17 protein-coding genes are annotated in these 18,623 nt (G+C 36.2%); 10 read left to right on the top strand and 7 right to left on the bottom strand.

All coding sequences use genetic code 11. The annotated features are described in order from the left end of the window. Nucleotides 1–149: 149 nt before the first annotated feature. Both AC58NB_RS14840 and AC58NB_RS14835 read left to right on the top strand, forming a co-directional pair. The gene (locus AC58NB_RS14840; protein WP_497427602.1) at nucleotides 150–587 is read left to right on the top strand and encodes a disulfide oxidoreductase; all 438 of its coding nucleotides are present in this window, start codon (nucleotides 150–152) and stop codon (nucleotides 585–587) included. Then, nucleotides 584–1,045 carry a thioredoxin family protein gene (locus AC58NB_RS14835; protein ID WP_497427601.1) on the top strand — a complete coding sequence of 154 codons (462 nt, stop codon included), beginning with the start codon at nucleotides 584–586 and terminating at the stop codon, nucleotides 1,043–1,045. Before AC58NB_RS14840 ends, AC58NB_RS14835 begins: the two co-directional genes overlap by 4 nt. 33 nt (nucleotides 1,046–1,078) lie before the next feature. On the opposite strand, the gene AC58NB_RS14830 is transcribed toward AC58NB_RS14835, so the two are convergent. Then, nucleotides 1,079–1,471 (bottom strand): DUF5365 family protein, encoded by a 393-nt coding sequence (locus AC58NB_RS14830; protein WP_497427600.1) that lies wholly within the window; start codon nucleotides 1,469–1,471, stop codon nucleotides 1,079–1,081. 106 nt (nucleotides 1,472–1,577) lie between these two features. Between AC58NB_RS14830 and AC58NB_RS14825 the strand changes: the two genes are divergently transcribed. Next, nucleotides 1,578–2,462 carry an RluA family pseudouridine synthase gene (locus AC58NB_RS14825; protein WP_497427599.1) on the top strand — a complete coding sequence of 295 codons (885 nt, stop codon included), beginning with the start codon at nucleotides 1,578–1,580 and terminating at the stop codon, nucleotides 2,460–2,462. 98 nt (nucleotides 2,463–2,560) lie between these two features. Here AC58NB_RS14825 and AC58NB_RS14820 read toward each other — a convergent pair whose 3' ends face one another. Then, on the bottom strand, nucleotides 2,561–2,815 hold the full coding sequence (locus AC58NB_RS14820) for a GlsB/YeaQ/YmgE family stress response membrane protein (protein WP_497427598.1): 255 nt from the start codon (nucleotides 2,813–2,815) through the stop codon (nucleotides 2,561–2,563). A 1,200-nt stretch (nucleotides 2,816–4,015) separates the two neighbouring features. Between AC58NB_RS14820 and ltaS the strand changes: the two genes are divergently transcribed. From ltaS to ald, 5 genes are all read left to right on the top strand, one after another. Then, nucleotides 4,016–5,998, top strand: a complete 1,983-nt coding sequence (gene ltaS / locus AC58NB_RS14815; RefSeq protein ID WP_497427597.1) for a lipoteichoic acid synthase — start codon at nucleotides 4,016–4,018, stop codon at nucleotides 5,996–5,998. A 466-nt stretch (nucleotides 5,999–6,464) separates the two neighbouring features. Continuing rightward, a complete protein-coding gene (locus AC58NB_RS14810) occupies nucleotides 6,465–7,085 on the top strand; it encodes a DUF47 domain-containing protein (RefSeq protein ID WP_497427596.1) in 621 nt (206 codons plus the stop codon). A gap of 20 nt (nucleotides 7,086–7,105) precedes the next feature. Continuing rightward, a complete protein-coding gene (locus AC58NB_RS14805; RefSeq protein WP_497427595.1) occupies nucleotides 7,106–8,104 on the top strand; it encodes an inorganic phosphate transporter in 999 nt (332 codons plus the stop codon). Nucleotides 8,105–8,235: 131 nt separating this feature from the next. After that, the gene (locus tag AC58NB_RS14800) at nucleotides 8,236–9,477 is read left to right on the top strand and encodes a PucR family transcriptional regulator (RefSeq protein WP_497427594.1); all 1,242 of its coding nucleotides are present in this window, start codon (nucleotides 8,236–8,238) and stop codon (nucleotides 9,475–9,477) included. A 114-nt stretch (nucleotides 9,478–9,591) separates the two neighbouring features. Then, entirely contained in the window at nucleotides 9,592–10,731 is a 1,140-nt protein-coding gene (ald, locus tag AC58NB_RS14795; RefSeq protein WP_497427593.1) for an alanine dehydrogenase, read from the top strand. A 67-nt stretch (nucleotides 10,732–10,798) separates the two neighbouring features. Here ald and arcA read toward each other — a convergent pair whose 3' ends face one another. Continuing rightward, on the bottom strand, nucleotides 10,799–12,031 hold the full coding sequence (gene arcA, locus AC58NB_RS14790) for an arginine deiminase (protein WP_497427592.1): 1,233 nt from the start codon (nucleotides 12,029–12,031) through the stop codon (nucleotides 10,799–10,801). A gap of 426 nt (nucleotides 12,032–12,457) precedes the next feature. Between arcA and AC58NB_RS14785 the strand changes: the two genes are divergently transcribed. After that, nucleotides 12,458–13,837: a peptide MFS transporter gene (locus tag AC58NB_RS14785; RefSeq protein WP_497427591.1), complete on the top strand. Its 1,380-nt coding sequence runs from the start codon at nucleotides 12,458–12,460 to the stop codon at nucleotides 13,835–13,837. Between the two features lie 75 nt (nucleotides 13,838–13,912). Here the strand turns inward: AC58NB_RS14785 and yhbH are convergent, their stop codons facing one another. Together yhbH and AC58NB_RS14775 are read right to left on the bottom strand one after the other, a co-directional pair. After that, nucleotides 13,913–15,082, bottom strand: coding sequence for a sporulation protein YhbH (yhbH, locus tag AC58NB_RS14780; RefSeq protein WP_497427590.1), 1,170 nt, complete (start codon nucleotides 15,080–15,082; stop codon nucleotides 13,913–13,915). A gap of 416 nt (nucleotides 15,083–15,498) precedes the next feature. Further along, on the bottom strand, nucleotides 15,499–15,696 hold the full coding sequence (locus tag AC58NB_RS14775) for a hypothetical protein (RefSeq protein WP_497427589.1): 198 nt from the start codon (nucleotides 15,694–15,696) through the stop codon (nucleotides 15,499–15,501). Nucleotides 15,697–15,778: 82 nt separating this feature from the next. On the opposite strand from AC58NB_RS14775, the gene AC58NB_RS14770 reads away from it, so the two are divergent. Further along, nucleotides 15,779–16,141, top strand: a complete 363-nt coding sequence (locus AC58NB_RS14770; RefSeq protein WP_497427588.1) for a hypothetical protein — start codon at nucleotides 15,779–15,781, stop codon at nucleotides 16,139–16,141. Between the two features lie 88 nt (nucleotides 16,142–16,229). On the opposite strand, the gene AC58NB_RS14765 is transcribed toward AC58NB_RS14770, so the two are convergent. Both AC58NB_RS14765 and AC58NB_RS14760 read right to left on the bottom strand, forming a co-directional pair. Beyond that, nucleotides 16,230–18,125: a PrkA family serine protein kinase gene (locus AC58NB_RS14765; RefSeq protein WP_497427587.1), complete on the bottom strand. Its 1,896-nt coding sequence runs from the start codon at nucleotides 18,123–18,125 to the stop codon at nucleotides 16,230–16,232. A gap of 6 nt (nucleotides 18,126–18,131) precedes the next feature. Next, on the bottom strand, nucleotides 18,132–18,374 hold the full coding sequence (locus AC58NB_RS14760) for a hypothetical protein (RefSeq protein WP_497427586.1): 243 nt from the start codon (nucleotides 18,372–18,374) through the stop codon (nucleotides 18,132–18,134). Between the last annotated feature and the right edge of the window lie 249 nt (nucleotides 18,375–18,623).

Below are 18,623 nucleotides of genomic sequence, written 5' to 3'. Positions count from 1 at the left end.
TTTTTCCTTATACCCCTTTAATATCCAAAAATGAGGCTAAAAGGTCATTTTATTCTGACCATATGATAATAAAGCGATTTCTTTTTACAATATTATGATAACATACTATAATTTTAATAAAGGAAATGAATTGAAAAGGGGGAATTTTCATGCTTAAGAAAGTGATAAATCGTGATAACGCCCTTTTTCTGGCATTTGCTGCAGCCTTTATAGCGATGGCTGGCAGTCTGTATTTTTCAGAGATTAAAGGTTATGAACCATGTGTTTTATGTTGGTATCAACGGATTGTCATGTATCCATTTACGGTTATTTTAGTACTGGCAATCTGGAAAAAAGACTATCATATTGCCTTTTATACAATGATTTTATCAGCCATTGGGATATGTATTTCAACCTATCATGTGCTCATTCAAAAGGTACCGTTCTTTATGGATCGAGCCGTTTCATGCGGACGGATTCCGTGTACTGGCGACTACATTAACTGGCTCGGCTTCATTACAATACCAATGCTTGCATTGACTGCTTTCATTATTATTTTTGCATGCAGCTTGTATATATTCAAAGTGACAAAGGGGGAAACAAAATGAAGAAAGTCGTTATTTTCGTCGCTGTGATCGTTCTAATTTTTGCTGCTATCGCGTTCTTAACCAATAAGCAACAAACAGAAAAAACGTCAGGTAACAACAACCCATATGGAAAAGATGATTTAAAGTCTGCGACTGTTGAACAATTGGATGACCCGCTGTATCAAAATATTATCACACCAGATGATTTGGATGAGAAACTTGAAAAGGAAAAATCCGTTACCGTTTATTATTTTAGTCCGGAATGTTCACATTGTGTAAAAACTACACCCGTTCTAATGCCGGTAGCAGAAGAAATGGACAAACAGGTCTATCAATATAATGTACTTGAATTTGAACAGGGCTGGAATGAAATTGATGCTACACCAACTCTTGTCCATTATGAAGACGGGAAAGAAAAAAGCAGAATCGAAGGTGAGCATACCGCCGAAGAATTTGAACAATGGTTCAATAATTTATAAAAACACGCCGGGTACACAACTCGGCGTGTTTCTTTAGATTAAATAGGTATTGGCTGCTTTTGTCTGGTACAATGGAAGTTCAATCTGTCTGTCCTCACCAAAAAAATGTTTATGCTCAAACGGAAAAAAGATACCAAGTTCATTTAATAGCTTAGAATTGTGATCAAACAATTGAACAGCCTTTGGATTTTTATTTTGATTTTCTAGAATGATCATTAAGGTTTGAATACATGACAATGCTTGAAAGGCACCTGCTAATGTGCCGATAAAAGAATTTGAATTTGGTAAAGAAAGTACTTCATTCAGGACAAACAAATCAATTTGTTCTTTTGTGAAGTACATCGGGAACAATTCATTATAAAATTTTTCTACTGCTTTATTAAGTTCGATATCCTGTAATTGAAGAGAACCTTCGACAATTTTCATAGTGATCACCCTAACTTTCTGCAATCTCCCTCTGTTGGCATATATAGGATAGCACATGATACTTTATTGATAATACTAATTGACTTTGCTAAAGCGAGGTATTTACATGTTAAACGTAATTAAATCAGACTCTTATGCTCTAATCACCTGCCCATCTGACTGGGTAGGAAAATCTGTAGAAAAAATACTAAAAGAAAATCTGCGTATTCCAAAGAAAATGCTGCATCAATGGCGGATGGAAAAGAACGTTTTACTAAATGGTGAGGCGATTTCCTGGTCAACAGTAATTCAATCTTCTTCTATTATTTATATACCCATTTATGCAGATGATTTAAATGTATTAGTTCCATTAAAATTAAATTTAGATATTCTTTATGAGGATGATGATATTATGGTTGTGAACAAGCCACCCTTCCTTAATACACATCCCATTTCAGAAAACGACCATCACTCTCTAATGAATGCTGTAACCGCTTATATTAATAATGAAAAAATAAAGCCTCGGCATATCCATCGTTTAGATAAGGATACCTCAGGTGCGATACTTATAGCTAAGCACGCTTATGCCGGAGCTATTTTGGATCAGGCTTTGACTTTAGGTGAAATTAAAAGAACGTATGCCGCACTTGTTCACGGGCTTGTAAAAAAAGACCACGATAGCATAACGGCTCCAATTGCCAGGGATCGACATACCGCAGGGAAAATGAGAGTATCCCCTTCCGGAAAACAAGCAGTGACACAATACAAGGTATTAGAAAGAATAAAATCTAAAAATCAAACCCTTGTATCCTGTAAATTGGAAACTGGCCGTACACATCAAATCCGGGTCCATATGAGTTCCATTGGGCATCCCCTTGTTGGCGATACTTTATATGGTGGAAAGGAAAAAAAACGTCTCAATAGGCAAGCCCTTCATGCATACAGATTAGAGTTTGTACAGCCGCTTACCGGCGAAAAATTATCAGTTGAAAGCGAAATACCATTTTCTTAATAGCCTGACAGCCGATCAATCAAAAAAAGACAAATCCTCCTACCTATAGGGTAGAAAGGATTTGTCTTTTGCTTTTATTAAAAAGTTTTAGTTGATACTTAAGCTGTTTTGTTAATAGCTTTCATGATCATGCTTACGATGAAGATTAAAATAATCGCACCGATTAAAGCCGGGATAATGGCATATCCTGCAATTGATGGTCCCATATCTCCGAAAATAGCTGTTCCTAACCAAGAACCAATAATACCTGCAATAATGTTACCGATAATACCACCTGGTACATCCTTACCTACGATTAAACTTGCAACCCAACCTAAAATACCGCCTACGATTAATGAAATAATAAAACTCATGATATATTCCTCCTTAAAATTTGTGTTCAATAGCCTGACCTTTGTCAGAACCGGATTAGGGATAATTGCTTCTTTATTTAAAAATAGATTTCAATATATAGAGTAGCCAACAGACTCAAGTTTATCCCTAATCTGATTATTTTCAGATATTTATTTACAAGAGCTGTGGTTACTTACAGATAAGTTATTCTTTTAGAAAAACTTTTTACTGTCTTGTTATTATTCAACGGCGCCGTTAATACTCTATACATTCCCGTTCTTCACACTAATAAACATGTCTATAAATAATTATTGGTAAATTTAATATAGAGGATTAAGGTATTCTCTAACTGGGTAAATAATATGTTTTCATAATTATTATGGAATAATGGTACACTAAAAAAGAGTTAAATAATCACTTTCAGTTCCTACTATATATATAGGAAGATAAAATCGAAAAAACCGGAAAACGAACGATTGGTGGTTCATTTGATTTATACATTATATATAGATTAAATAGTCACCATCCAAATATAATATATTTACATTCCCCGCCTCGAGATTAAAATAAATACCTAGATCCACCTTTCCTTAGAAAGAAATTTATCCACAAAACAAAATATCTAAATTCATACAAATTGTCTTTGTGGCGTTTTCATTATATAATGGCTCCAAAGCATTTGGATATTTAATCCAAATCCACCAGTTATCAATATGCACCACCGTTTTCTTAACAACCCTTTACTATTAATCGTAAATTAAACATATGTTTATCTTTGTAAATTTCAATCTCTCCATCATGTGTTACTCCACTTTTTTAGATGAAAAGAACCACTATATTTATTGTTTGATCCTTCATTTTATGTTCTTGTCCTCTATGTCGAGAGCATACAATACAGAATCAACCACTTATCTCAAGAATTTCTTTTAATACCCAGCCTAACTCATAGAATACATGTCCTTTTTTAGTTGGCAGCGTGGGAATAACAATATTCTGAAAAGAATGGAGATAACTTAAAAAGTGCCTGTTCAAAGGCCTGGTTTAAATATGTAAACCCTTATATATAAGGGTTTTATATGAATTTTGTCGAAAGAATTCCATTTGACTTTTCCCAGATACAGTTTATAATTCAATATTGTTATCTCTTTTTTTAGCCAAACAAAAATAAGCATAAAAATGCGAGACTAGTATAAATCTAAATATATTATCGAGGTGAAACAATGAGTGCATTTATGAGCAAAGCGAAGAAAAGCTTAAGTGGGCCTGTTGGTTTCCTTATAGTCGCTGTTGTTCTCTTTTGGATTAAAATATATACAAGTTATTTAGTTGAATTCGATCTTGGTATTACGAATGCCATGCAAGAATTTTTACTTTTTATTAATCCAATCAGTTCAGCTGTGATATTCTTTAGTCTTGCTTTATTGGCAAAAGGTAAACGTGCATTCAAATGGTTAGTTTTCATTAATGTCATTCTATCCATTGTACAGTATGCCAATATCGTTTATTATCGTTTCTTTAACGACTTTATTACTTGGCAAACATTAAAGCAGACAGAAAATCTTAATGTTGGAGACGGCGGCGGATTACTCGGAAGTATCATTGAGCTTGTACGAATCTATGACCCATTGTACTTCCTGGATACGATCATTCTGATTTTGTTGATCGTTTATAAAAAGTTCCAACCAAGTGAAGGCCGTCTGAAATTCCGTAAAACGGGTGCAGTTTTCGTATTTGGTGTCGGAATGCTCGTATTGAATATCGTATTAGCTGAGATTGATCGTCCGCAATTATTAACTAGAACATTTGACCGAAACTACCTGGTCAAATATCTGGGAACCTATAATTACACAATCTACGATGGATTAAAGACGATGAAGGTTAATGCCCAAAAAGCATCGGCTGATTCCAGTGATCTAACAGAAGTACAAAACTTTGTACAGGCAAATCATGCAGAACCAAACAAGAAATATTTTGGCGCTGCTGAAGGAATGAATGTCATTTATATTCATTTGGAATCTTTCCAAAACTTCCTGATCGATTACAAATTGAACGGTGAAGAAGTGACACCATTTATTAACTCGCTTACAAAAGATAAAAACTCGCTTTACTTTGATAATTTCTACCACCAAACGGGACAAGGAAAAACATCTGACTCAGAGGTGCTTTTAGAAAACTCCTTGTTTGGATTACCTCAAGGATCAGCAATGACCACGAATGGTACAAATAGATACCAATCAGCTGCTGCAATTCTTGAACAAGAAAAAGGATACTCTTCTGCCGTGTTCCATGGTAACTACAAATCCTTCTGGAACCGCGATGAGGTATATAAAAATTGGGGTGTTCAAAATTTCTTTGACGCCAGCTATTATGACATGAAGGATGAAGATGTTTTAAACTATGGCTTAAAAGATAAACCATTCTTCGAACAGTCTCAGCCTTTGCTTGAATCATTGCCTGAACCGTTCTATACAAAATTCATTACAGTAACCCATCACTTCCCATATCCGATTTCAGAAGAGGATGCGACCATTGGTCCGGCAACAACAGGAGATGGATCTGTAGACCGTTATTTCCAAACAGCTCGCTATTTAGATGAATCTGTAGAAGAGTTTGTTAACTATTTAAAAGAAACAGGTCTTTATGATCGTTCCGTACTTGTATTCTATGGCGACCACTATGGTATATCAGATAACCATAATGAAGCGATGGCACAAGTGCTTAATAAAGAGGAAATTACGAAGTTCGATTCTGCTGAACTTCAGGAAGTTCCATTAATCATCCGAGTTCCTGGTATGGAAGGCGGAGTACAACACCAATATGGCGGACAAATAGATTTACTGCCAACATTATTACACTTACTAGGTGTTGATTCTAAAAACTACATTCAACTTGGTACTGATTTATTATCAAAAGACCATAATGAAATTGTACCTTTTAGAGATGGTGACTTTGTGAGCCCGGGTGTAAAATACATTGATGGTAAGTACTATGATTCCACTGGGAATCTGGTAGAAGAAACTGAAGAGTATGCAAAAATGACGGAATATGCCTCTACCATGCTCTCATTATCCGATAAGATTATTTACGGTGATTTACTCAGATTCTATACACCAGAAGGATTTAAACCAGTAGATCCATCAAAATACAATTACAATATAAATGCGAATAATACGAATAGTTCATTGAAAACCAACGATGAGTGAACAAAAGCCCTCAATTCTTTTAGGATTGGGGGCTTTTTTATAGTAAAACTGGATACGTTGCCTTTACTGAAAAAACATATATCTAACCAGATATGGAAATCATACTCAACAAACATTTAAATGGATAAGCAAGAAATACAAAAAAGTCTAGCGGCAATGCTCAATTATCACTCACTTCATAAATTTCTCAATAACTATCCCCCTTCTCCCTTAAATCAGCACCAATAAAATGTATAGACGTTAAAGATAATAAAATGTAAAAATCACCCTTTTAAAGATGTTTTTTTGTAAACTTTATTTCCGAATGTTACAGAATTGTAAACTTAGCGTAAATTTTAGTTGTTTAAAACCACATTTATGTAAATATTCCCTAAAGCAAATGTTTTTCCTTTCCATGCATAAATAAAAAGTTTAAAATTAACTTTGCATTAAATATTTTAATTATTTTCTGAAAGCGGAGGTCACTATGGTATTCAAGTCTAAGAAAGATAAATTTGCTGTGATGCTTTTAAATATTTCATCGAATTTAAAAGAAAGCTCGGATTATTTCGCGGATTATAAATTAAAAAACATCAGCGATTTAAAAATTTTCTCCGATACAATGAAGCAATATGAAACAACTGGGGATGATTATGTGCACGAGGTGATCAAGGAGCTTAATAATGCCTTCATCACTCCGATTGAACGTGAAGATATATTAATGCTTGCCATGACTATGGATGATGTTCTAGATGGTCTTGAGCATTGTGCTGCTTTATTTGAGATGTATTCAATTGTCAATGCAAATGAATATATGCTGAAATTTGTCGACGAGATTCGCAACGCTTCTCATGAAATTGACCGTGCTGTAGAATTACTGATGACGAAAAAATTAAATGATATTCGTCCAATTGCTATTAAAATTAAAGAACATGAATCTGACTGTGATACGCTACATCGTCAATCTGTCAAACATCTATTCCTAAGTGAAAAAGATCCAATACGCATTATCCAATATAAAGAAATTTACGAAAACCTAGAAGAAATTGCAGATTACTGCCAGTCTGTTGCCAATACGTTAGAAACTATCGTCATGAAAAACGCTTAAGGAAAGGTTCTTAAACAATTATGGATACATTACTTTTAATTACAGTATTGATTGTTATATTGGCCTTATCCTTTGACTTCATCAATGGTTTTCATGATACTGCCAATGCGATTGCTACTGCTGTATCAACCAAGGCCCTAAAACCTCGCCATGCCATTTTTATGGCAGCAATCATGAACTTTGTTGGGGCCATGACTTTTACGGGTGTGGCAAAAACGATTACGAAGGATATTGTTGACCCATTTACACTCGAAAATGGTTCAATTGTTATTATGGCTGCTTTGATTTCAGCTATTGTCTGGAATTTAGTCACCTGGTACTACGGTATTCCAAGTAGTTCATCCCATGCTATTATCGGTTCTATAGCTGGGGCTGCAATTGCAGCAGCTGGATTTGGTGCGATTCATTTCGACGGATTCCTAAAAATTATCTATGCATTATTATTCTCACCAGTCATTGCTTTTGTTGCTGGTTATATTGTTTATAGCATCTTTAAGGTAGTCTTTAAAAATAACAATTTAACAAAAACGAATAAAAATTTCCGTTTCATTCAAATTGGTACGGCTGCTTTGCAGGCATATTCACATGGTACTAACGATGCTCAAAAGGCCATGGGGATTATCACCCTGGCATTAATCGCTAATGGTTTTACTACTTCTACTGATATTCCTTTATGGGTTCAAATTTCCTGTGCTGCCGCGATGGGGCTTGGAACGTCTATAGGCGGTTGGAGAATTATCAAAACAGTCGGCGGTAACATTATGAAGATTCGTCCTGTTAACGGTGTAGCAGCTGACATAACATCTGCAGCTATTATCTTTGGTGCAACCTTTATCCACCTTCCTGTAAGTACAACCCATGTTATTTCATCTTCTATCATGGGTGTAGGTGCTTCCCACCGTGTTAAAGGTGTAAAATGGAGTACAGCAAAGCGAATGGTTATCACCTGGATTATAACAATGCCGATTTCTGCTACTTTAGCTGGTTTGATTTATCTTCTTTTAAATTTTATGTTTTAATAAAAACTTCCTAGAAGGAGATTGGAGTGATATCCAATCTCCTTTTTTTAATTAGCATGCTCATTATACATATCAAATGGATATTTCTTGTATAATGGTAATACCAACCATTTTGATTAAGGAGTTTTTCAATGGAGGAACAGTACCATTCAAAAGATTTTTTTAAAGGATTATATGGAAGCCTAGATGAATTTGCAGACCGGATCAGTTCTTTAATCCATTATCCGATAACAATTGAGGATGCCAATCATCAACTACTCGCTTATAGTGCTCATACCAATATTACCGATCAGGCCCGTATTCTAACCATTATGGGCAGGCGTGTACCTGAAAAAGTCATTAATGCCCTTTGGAAAAAAGGGGTCATTCCCTTCCTTCTTCACAGTGAAAAGCCAATCGTTGTCGATCCCTTGCAGGAAGTAGGACTTGGCAAAAGGATAGCCGTTTCTATAAGGAAAAATAATGAGGTACTTGGATTTATTTGGGCTCTTGAATCTGATACGCCCATTACAGATGAAAAACTATCCATTTTGGTATTTGCTGCAAAAGAGGCAAAAAATCAACTCTTGCTTTATCAATCTCGTATAAAAAGCCAAGAAGAAAACTATCAAGAGTTTTTTTGGAAACTGTTAACTGGACATTATACGACCGAGAAGGAAATCCTTACAGATGCAATTAAATTTCCATTTGCCTTATCTAACTACTACACCATTCTTGTCATTGAATTTGAATCCCCTATCGATCTCGATTTGGATAAGCAAATTGTCTATCTTATCAGTACCACACAAAAAGTGTCTATTGTCTTCCATACGTTCGATCAAAATAAGCTTATCCTTTTAATAAATACCAATAAGGATCAACCGAAAGATTCTATATCCTTTTTTATTCAATCCTTTACGGCTGATATGAAAGATCGTTTTAATGTCATGATCTGTACAGAAGGTTGCGGAACACTTTATTCCGATTATATAGATACCTATAAAAGTTATTCCGAGGCTCTGGAAGTCATTAGTTTAAAAAAAAGATATAAAAATGAACTGGCCAATGTATATTGGTATGATGAACTTGGTTTTTATCAATACCTTCCTATCATTAATGAAAAACGTACTAGTCAGACCAAACAGCTCCCTATTGGTCTGAAAACATTAAAAAAATATGATGAAGAACATCAAACACAGCTTTACGATACTTTAGAAACCTATTTAACCAATAATTCCAATCCAGCTGTCACAGCTATCACTCTACATATTCACCCTAATACTCTTTCCTATCGGTTAAAAAGAATAGCTGACATCAGTCATTATGATTTAAAGGATAATAAGATAACATCCCACCTTCTGCTCGAAATAAAATTAGCAACCTATTATAATTAAACGTTTTGTGAAAATTCACAAAACGTTATTTTTAAATTTTCTGTTTTTAACATACTATTCAGATAAAATGCGGATTATAATATCTATATATAAGATAAGACTGGAGGATAAAACATGCTGATAGGAATCCCAAAGGAAATTAAAAACAACGAAAATCGTGTTGCCATAACTCCAGCAGGTGTAGTGACTTTAGTAAACGCTGGACATATGGTCATGATTGAATCCTCTGCTGGAATGGGCAGTGGATTTACAGATGCAGATTATGAATCTGCAGGTGCTGTGATTTATCCTGGTGCTGCAGAGATTTGGACAAAAGCAGAAATGATCATGAAAGTTAAAGAACCTCTGCCAGAGGAATATAAATATTTTCGTACTGGTTTAATTTTATTTACCTACCTTCACTTGGCTGCCTGTCCTGAATTAACAAAAGCATTAGTAGAATCAGAGGTATTTTCAATCGCTTATGAAACAGTCTCTACAGAAAAAACATTGCCATTATTAACACCAATGAGTGAAGTTGCCGGCAGAATGGCTGTCCAGCTCGGTGCACAATTTCTTGAAAAGCCACATGGTGGAAAAGGTATATTACTAAGTGGTGTTCCAGGGGTTAAAAGAGGAAAAGTGACCATCATTGGCGGTGGAGTAGTTGGAACAAACGCTGCCAAAATTGCCATTGGATTAGGGGCAGATGTGACCATCATTGATTTAAGCCCAGATCGCTTGAGAGAGCTTGATGATATATTTGGCAACCAAGTGACTACCATTATCTCTAACCCTTTCAATATTGCTGATTCAGTTGCTGAATCAGATTTAGTAATTGGCGCTGTTCTTATTCCTGGGGCTAAAGCTCCAAAGCTGGTGACAGATTCTATGGTACAAGCTATGACACCGGGCTCAGTGATTGTTGATGTGGCAATCGACCAGGGTGGTATTTTTGAAACAGTTGACCATATAACCACGCATGATCATCCGACTTATATCAAACATGGTGTAATTCATTATGCAGTAGCCAATATACCGGGCGCCGTCCCTAGGACTTCTACTCTAGCATTAACTAATGTGACGATTCCTTATGCCCTCCAAATCGCTAATAAGGGAGCACATCAAGCTATTAAGGATATTCCCGCATTAGCTAAAGGAGTTAACACGCTAAACGGTTACGTCACCTTTGAAGCTGTAGCGAGAGACCTTGGATATCCTTATAAAACAATTACAGAAGCTTTGAACCGAACAACTCAAGGAAGTATAAACTAGGAATATTTATCACTAAAAAAAGAAGGTGTCATGGTAAAATCACCATGACACCTTCTTCTTTATTTCTTTATACCCGCAAAAGAGGCATACTCATACAACGAGGGCCTCCTCGGCCCCGAGAAAGCTCGGAACTTGGGATTTGGATAACTTCCACTCCATAGTCTTCCAATAGTTGATTAGTTACCACATTACGATCATATGTAATCACAACACCCGGTGCTATTGCCAAAGTATTAGATCCATCATTCCATTGTTCTCTCGGTGAAAAGATATCATCCCCTCCGCCACAAGGAATTAAAGCCAGTTCTGTTAATCTCAATACTTCCTTCAATGTATCTACTAAATTATATCTTCTTGATATTTGGATACTTTTTTGATCTGTCAGCTCTAAGATGAAAATGTTCATTTGACCATTTGTACCTTCAATTTCAGGGTGAATAGTGAATTTATCTTTATCCACCATGGTGAAAACTGTATCCAGATGCATAAATGCACGCTTTTTAGGTATTTCGACAGCCAGTACTTTTTTATAGGTCGTTGAACCGCTAAGCAGATTATAGGCCATCCTTTCAATAGCTCGCGCAGATGTTCGCTCACTGACTCCAATCGCCACAACCTCATCACTGAGAATAAGGATGTCCCCTCCTTCTATTGCAAACGGGTCCGAACGATCCAACCAGTGCGAATAATTCTGAGTCTGATATTCAGGATGGTGATTCATAATAAATTCCCAGAATAGAGATTCTCTTTTTCTCGCTGCCGTGGACATTTTATGGATGGTCATCCCTTCTCCAATTATCGCTGCAGGGTCCCTTGTAAAATACAGATTTGGAAGTGGGTCAATATAAAAAGGATAATAGGTTGATAAAAAGTCATCAAGATGTACCTTTTTATGATCATCCAATTCTTTTTTTAACACACCCTCCATTAATTTCTTTACCAATTCTGTATCGGATAAGCTCTCAAGGTATTCTTTAACCAATTCATAGCTTCCAACAAGGTGATGTTTGCTTTCCCGCAAAAAGGTATCGATTAACATCATTTTCACCTCTTGAGTGGTAAATGATTCTTCAACTAAACTCTCCAGATAGACGACCTCTACATTCCGTTTTACTAGTTCTGCAGCAAATGCATCATGTTCCATTTGCATCTTCGGAAGGAAGGGAATGTCATCAAAAAGCAATCTTTCCATATTTGAAGGGATTACATGCTCAATTTCCTTACCCGGTCTATGTAAAAGTACTTTTTTTAGTTGACCTATTTCAGATGAAATATGTAATCGGTTTTCTGTTTTATTCATTTCACTAATCCCTCTTTTAAACATATATTTTGTTTTATTCGGATATTTTCCCTTTTTTAGGAAAAGTAATCCTATTTCAGTAAATTAATTATGACACAGGTGCTTTTCATTACTATCACACTGTTTGTAAGACTTTTTCCAATAGACTGACTTTTATTAAATTACGTTTTTTCCTTTTTCGATATAATAGTCTGTGTTAAACTACCATTATACGAAATGTATTTATATGCATAAACGTTATCCTTATATTCAATGAGTGACATATTACCTGCTAGAAAATAGATATTTTTAATTAAATAATCGCAATTGTTGAATATTTATGAATTTTTTTACTTCGCTAAAGCGTTAAAAAAACTATTGTTATTTATTGAAAATTTTCTTAAAATAGTATCTATGTTGTTAAATGAACTAAGGAGAGGAAATAAAATGTCAGCTAATACTCAAGCTCAGGAGCTAGGCAAGAAGAAGCATCCTCCTGGATTGTATTTATTGTTCCTAACAGAAATGTGGGAAAGATTTAGTTATTACGGCATGCGCGCCATTTTAATTCTCTATTTGACTACTGAATTAGTCAGCGGAGGATTAGGTATTGATAATAAAACAGCTCTTAGTATCTATGGATTCTACACTGGTGCTGTCTACTTTACACCGCTTATTGGCGGATGGTTAGCAGACCGTTATCTGGGCCACCGTTTATCAATCACGATTGGTGGAGTCATGATGGCTTTAGGTAATATTGCTTTATTCAGCCATCAAAGTCAAACATTTTTATACATTGGCTTAGCCTTGTTAATCGCAGGTAATGGTTTCTTCAAACCGAATATTTCTACATTGCTTGGACAATTATATGAAGGCAATGAATCTCGCCGTGACGCAGGCTATACGATCTTCTATATGGGTATTAATGTTGGTGCTTTCTTTGCCCCATTAATCATTGGTTTTGTTTCAGAAGATTTATTTGCTACTACAGTTAACGGTGTTATGACGTATGGCTACAAATATGGTTTCTTAATTTCAGCGATTGGTATGATTATCGGTCAAGTTCTATTCAACCTATTTGCTAATAAATACTTAGGTGATGCCGGTAAACGCCCATCAGTTAATCAAACAAATGAATCTAAAGATAAATCCAATGCTCCATTAACTCGCAGTGAGAAACAACGTACATGGGTAATCATTATCATTACTTGCTTCGTAGTTTTCTTCTGGGCTGGTTTTGAACAAGCCGGAAGTTCCTTAACTTTATATACAAAAGATTTTGTGGATCGTAATGTATTAGGGTGGACAGTTCCAGTATCCTGGTTCCAATCACTTAACCCATTATTCATCATCCTATTGGCACCACTTGTATCAGCATTATGGGTTAAACTTGCAAGTTCCAAACGTGGTGATATTCCAGTTCCAACTAAGATGGCAATGGGTATGATTACACTCGGTTTAGGTTATATCGTTTTATTATTTGCGATTTTCCAAACGGGTAACGATGCTGCAAGCATTGAACAAAAAGCAAACATCATGTTTATCGTGGTAACATTCTTCCTTCATACAATGGGTGAATTGTTCCTATCTCCAGTAGGACTTTCCCTTGTAAGTAGAATTGCACCAGTTAAATTAGCTTCTCTGCTAATGGGTGTATGGTTAGCTTCATCTGGTTTCGCTAACATCATCGCTGGTCAATTAGCTGTTATCACTCAATCACTTGGATACTTTGAAGTATTCGCCCTAATCGGCGGTGTAGCCATTTTCTTCGGCCTAATACTTTTAACCTTATCTAAGAAACTTGTATCAATGATGGAAATGAAATAATTATTCTATTAAAAAAGACTGACGCAAGGCGCAAGATTGAATCTGCCCTTACCGTCAGTCTTTTTAATTATTATATTATGAACCAGTATTCTCCACTTCTTTTCTAAAGAAGCTTCTCATTGCATGAAAGACATCAGCCTTTTGCTTCAATATATAGTATTGAAACTTTTCATTCTTAATATTTTTATAAGCGGACATTAATGTGGAATTACGATTGTATTGGTTAACTTCCCCATACCCAAACATATTGGATACACCCATTAATTCTTCAACTAGTTTAAGGCAGCGAGGATTATCTGAAGTTAAGTTGTCACCATCTGAGAAATGAAAAGGATAAATATTATAGCGTTCCATCGGATACTTTTGTTCGATGATTTCTAAAGCCTTACGATAAACCGAGGAACAAATCGTTCCACCACTCTCTCCTTTAGAAAAGAAATCCTCCTCCTCAACCACCTTGGCTTCTGTATGATGCGCAATAAATTCAATATCAACTGTTTCATACTTGGTTCTTAAGAATCGAGTCATCCAAAAGAAAAAGCTGCGTGCCATATATTTTTCCCATAACCCCATCGATCCGGATGTATCCATCATGGCTAATACGACCGCTTTAGATTCTGGCTTCTCAACTGAATTCCACGTTTTAAACTTAAGATCATCCTGAAAGATAGGTGTGAATCCAGGAGTACCCCCTAAAGCATTTCTTTTAAAAGCACTAATCATTGTTCTTTTCTTATCTACATTCCCCATTAAACCTGTTTTTCGAATATCGTTAAATTCATAATGCTCGATTGTGTGATCCCCTTGTTCTTTTTCCTTTAAATTGGGTAACTCGAGTTCTGCGAACAATGCTTCTTCAATTTCCATTAAAGAAACTTCAGACTCTACATAATCCTCTCCTGCTTGGTCTCCCGCTTCTCCTCCCTTTCCCGGTGCCTTTTGCCCACTTCCATCTCTTGCAACTACATCTCCAACCTGGGAATCTCCATCACCCTGACCAATATGCTTATTTTTATCATAATTATAGCGAATTTTATATTCATCAAGAGAACGAATCGGGATTTTTACTACATTCTTACCATTGGACATAATAATGCTTTCCTCAGTTATTAGATCAGGTAAATTATTTCGTATCGCTTCTTGAACTTTTTCCTGATGTCTTTGCTGATCATCAAAACCTTTGCGATGGAGGGCCCAATCTTCCTTTGAAATGGCGAACTGATGGCTATTGTTCTTATCCGACATCGTTTTTCCCCTCCTATAAAGCATTTATCAATATTTTTTAGTTTGGATTCTTTTAAATCAAATCAATGTCTGATTACTCTATCCTATGCGTAAACTACGATTTATTGCCAAAATATTCTTAAAATAAGACAAAGATTCGCTCCTCCCTCTTCATTCAAACTTTATAATCAAGTCATTTTAGATCAATGCCTTGATATATGGGATCTTAATATTGATATGTGGCTATTAAGGGTGCGGATATGAGCCTGAAAGAGCGGAAGAATAGTGCGTTTAATTACGAAAATTGGGGAGGTTTGGATGAGGTGTACAACTAAAAGGGCATAAAAAAAAGCTTGGATATAGCCCAAATTGTAAGGTCTTACTTACAATAAGAAAAGCCATTCATATACCAAGCGTTATGCTATACCACCTATTGATTACTTATCTTCTATCTCTTCTTCCTCATGCTGAACGGGATCTGGCTGTTTATTATAATCTTTAGCTAACTCTTCATTTGTTCGCAGGTTTTCCATTTGTTTACCAAGGTTTTTCATTTCCTCTAAATCTGGAGCCATTGAACCATTTTCTGCGAGACTTTCAGCAATTGTATCGGCCTTTGCATCCTTTTTCATCATTAATCACCTCATAAGGCATATTCCCAGCATTCTAGCAAGATAAACATTATTTTCCAGTTAAAGGCAGTGAAACATGCTTAAAATGAACAGTCGCCAAGACCGATTTAACCTTGATTCCAGCCAATCTGAGCTTTTATCCAGCCCATTCCCTCGATTATTCAGCCAAACTAGGTTTCGGCCTTCTGATTTTAATCATATATACAGTCTTCCATCCTATTTATCTTCTGAATCCGGCCAATCTGATACATTATCCAGCCGTTTCTACCCGGAATCCAGCCAATCTCATCTTTTATTCAGCCGATTCCTCAATTATTCAGCCAAACTAGGTTTCAGCCTTTTGATCTTAATCATACATACAGTCTTCCATCCTATTTATCTTCTGAATCCAGCCAATCTCGCCTTTTATCCAGCCGATTCCCTCGAGTATTCAGCCAAACTAAATTAGGTACTATCATTAAACCCAATAGCATCCGAAAAAGAACCATCCGCAGGTCGAATACTTCGACTCGCCGGATGGCTCTCCTTGTTCATCCCTATCTATTCAACAAACTTCCTACATATCGAAGAAGCTCATTAGCTGATGTAGAATTATACCCATGTTCGTCTATTAATCTGGCAACCACTTCGTTTACTTTCTTTAATTGACTTTCATCTGGAGTTTTAGATGAAGTTGTAATCTTTACAACATCTTTCAAGTCAGCAAATAGCTTTTTCTGGATGGCTTCCCGTAAACGGTCATGAGAATTGTAATCGAACCTCTTACCTTTACGTGCATAAGCAGAGATTCGTATTAAAATTTCTTCTCTGAATGCTTTTTTAGCATTTTCAGATATGCCAATTTGTTCTTCAATAGAACGCATTAATTTTTCATCAGGATTGATTTCCTCACCTGTTAGGACATCGCGTAGTTTCGATTTATTGCAGAAAGCTTCCACATTATCCAAATAGTTGTTCATCAATGTCTTTGCTGACTCCTCATAGGAATAAACAAAGGCCTTCTGTACTTCCTTCTTGGCAATATCATCATATTCTTTTCGTGCAAGAGAGATATAGTTCATATAGCGTTCTTTCAACTCTGCTGTAATGGAAGCGTGCTGATCCAACCCTTCTTTTAAGGAACGCAATACATCTAAGGCATTAATGGACGGAGTTTCTTTTCTAATAATAGTTGAAGATATTCGGTTAATGACATAGCGTGGGTCGATACCACCCATTCCTTCATCCGCATATTCTTTCTTTAATTCCTCAACATCTGCAGAATTAAAGCCTTCCACGTTTTCTCCATCATATAACCTCATCTTTTTAACAAGGTCAATATCACCTTTTTTCGGTTCCTTCAATCTGCTAAGAGTAGTAAACATGGCGGCCACTCTTAAGGTGTGCGGCGCAATATGAACATTCGCTACATCACTTTCATGAATCATTTTCTTATAAATTTTTTCTTCTTCAGATACTTTTAAATTATACGGAACAGGCATAACAATAATTCTGGAATGCAAGGCTTCGTTCTTTTTATTAGAAATAAAGGAACGATATTCTGTTTCATTAGTATGCGCAATAATTAATTCATCCGCACTTATAAGCGCAAATCGACCCGCTTTAAAATTCCCTTCCTGTGTTAATGAAAGTAAGTGCCATAAGAATTTCTCATCACACTTTAACATCTCTTGAAATTCCATCATCCCACGGTTTGCTTTATTTAATTCCCCATCGAATCGATACGCACGCGGATCCGATTCTGATCCATACGTAGCAATCGTAGAAAAATCTATGCTGCCAGTTAAATCAGCAATATCCTGTGATTTGGGATCAGATGGACTAAACGTCCCCACCCCAACCCGTTTATCTTCAGATAGGAAAATCCTTTCTACGGGCATATCTTCAATTCTTCCGCCATATTCCTGTTCCAATCTCATCAAATTTAAAGGCGAAAGATTTCCTTCAATCCTTACTCCATACTCTTCAAAAAAATCATTGCGTAAATGTGCCGGTATTAAATGCAATGGATCTTCATGCATCGGGCAACCCTTTATTGCATAAATCGCTCCCCGATCCGTCCGTGAATATCGTTCAATTCCTCTTTTTAAAAGTGTCACTAAGGTCGATTTCCCACCACTCACAGGCCCCATTAATAATAATATACGTTTTCGCACATCTAATCGTTTAGCAGCTGGATGAAAATATTCCTCTACTAGGCGCTCAAGTGATTCTTCGAGACCAAATAACTCACCTTTAAAGAAGCTATATCTTTTCTTTCCATCAATAATTTCTACGCCTGCATCCTTAATCATGTTGTAAACCCTGGAATGAGCTGATTGAGCGACTAAGGGTGTTTTCTTTACTATTTGTAAATAGTCACCGAATGTACCTTCCCACTTCAACTTTTCCTCTTCTTCTCTAAATTGTTCTATTTTTTTTATGATATCCATTCAGTATTAATCCTCCCCTAGCTGTGATTCAGCTGCTACTAATACTGTATGCACGTAATAAGCCAAACATGTGCTTAGCCCTCCAGAATCGATAAATGAATTACGCAATTTTTGATTCACTAAAATATTCTCGTTAAAGAAAAAAATTAACTTATATGGTATACTTTTTCCAAAGAACCAATATAAGGAGGAACATCCAATGACTGTTGCTATAATAATTGCCGTATCCCTCGCATTCCTAGCTGCCATCTTCACCGGCGGCTACAACGACAAAATAAACTAAAAAGCTGAAGGGCCTTGGTCAGGAGTGAGGAGCATAAGACAGAGGCTCGTAGGGGACGTTCTTCCCCCGCAGAGGCTATGCTTATGTCCCGAACTCCTAGGCCCTGAAGCTAGATTAACTAAGAAGCTGAGACGACTCAATTAAGGAACGAAGACTAAAATCGCCACATCGTGTGGCAACGTCTTCATGACCTACATCCTGTAGGCCCGCGACAA

The organism is Pradoshia sp. TA40_28 (assembly GCF_059694525.1).
Note: the sequence above shows the minus strand (reverse complement) of the source record. Positions and strands in the feature narration are given on the sequence as shown.

Bases quoted from the DNA above. Each gene is read 5' to 3' on its own strand.
- AC58NB_RS14840 (WP_497427602.1), top strand. From the start codon at position 150: ATGCTTAAGAAAGTGATAAATCGTGATAACGCCCTTTTTCTGGCATTT.
- AC58NB_RS14835 (WP_497427601.1), top strand. From the start codon at position 584: ATGAAGAAAGTCGTTATTTTCGTCGCTGTGATCGTTCTAATTTTTGCT.
- AC58NB_RS14830 (WP_497427600.1), bottom strand. From the start codon at position 1,471: ATGAAAATTGTCGAAGGTTCTCTTCAATTACAGGATATCGAACTTAAT.
- AC58NB_RS14825 (WP_497427599.1), top strand. From the start codon at position 1,578: ATGTTAAACGTAATTAAATCAGACTCTTATGCTCTAATCACCTGCCCA.
- AC58NB_RS14820 (WP_497427598.1), bottom strand. From the start codon at position 2,815: ATGAGTTTTATTATTTCATTAATCGTAGGCGGTATTTTAGGTTGGGTT.
- ltaS (WP_497427597.1), top strand. From the start codon at position 4,016: ATGAGTGCATTTATGAGCAAAGCGAAGAAAAGCTTAAGTGGGCCTGTT.
- AC58NB_RS14810 (WP_497427596.1), top strand. From the start codon at position 6,465: ATGGTATTCAAGTCTAAGAAAGATAAATTTGCTGTGATGCTTTTAAAT.
- AC58NB_RS14805 (WP_497427595.1), top strand. From the start codon at position 7,106: ATGGATACATTACTTTTAATTACAGTATTGATTGTTATATTGGCCTTA.
- AC58NB_RS14800 (WP_497427594.1), top strand. From the start codon at position 8,236: ATGGAGGAACAGTACCATTCAAAAGATTTTTTTAAAGGATTATATGGA.
- ald (WP_497427593.1), top strand. From the start codon at position 9,592: ATGCTGATAGGAATCCCAAAGGAAATTAAAAACAACGAAAATCGTGTT.
- arcA (WP_497427592.1), bottom strand. From the start codon at position 12,031: ATGAATAAAACAGAAAACCGATTACATATTTCATCTGAAATAGGTCAA.
- AC58NB_RS14785 (WP_497427591.1), top strand. From the start codon at position 12,458: ATGTCAGCTAATACTCAAGCTCAGGAGCTAGGCAAGAAGAAGCATCCT.
- yhbH (WP_497427590.1), bottom strand. From the start codon at position 15,082: ATGTCGGATAAGAACAATAGCCATCAGTTCGCCATTTCAAAGGAAGAT.
- AC58NB_RS14775 (WP_497427589.1), bottom strand. From the start codon at position 15,696: ATGATGAAAAAGGATGCAAAGGCCGATACAATTGCTGAAAGTCTCGCA.
- AC58NB_RS14770 (WP_497427588.1), top strand. From the start codon at position 15,779: ATGAACAGTCGCCAAGACCGATTTAACCTTGATTCCAGCCAATCTGAG.
- AC58NB_RS14765 (WP_497427587.1), bottom strand. From the start codon at position 18,125: ATGGATATCATAAAAAAAATAGAACAATTTAGAGAAGAAGAGGAAAAG.
- AC58NB_RS14760 (WP_497427586.1), bottom strand. From the start codon at position 18,374: ATGGCAGCTAGGAATGCGAGGGATACGGCAATTATTATAGCAACAGTC.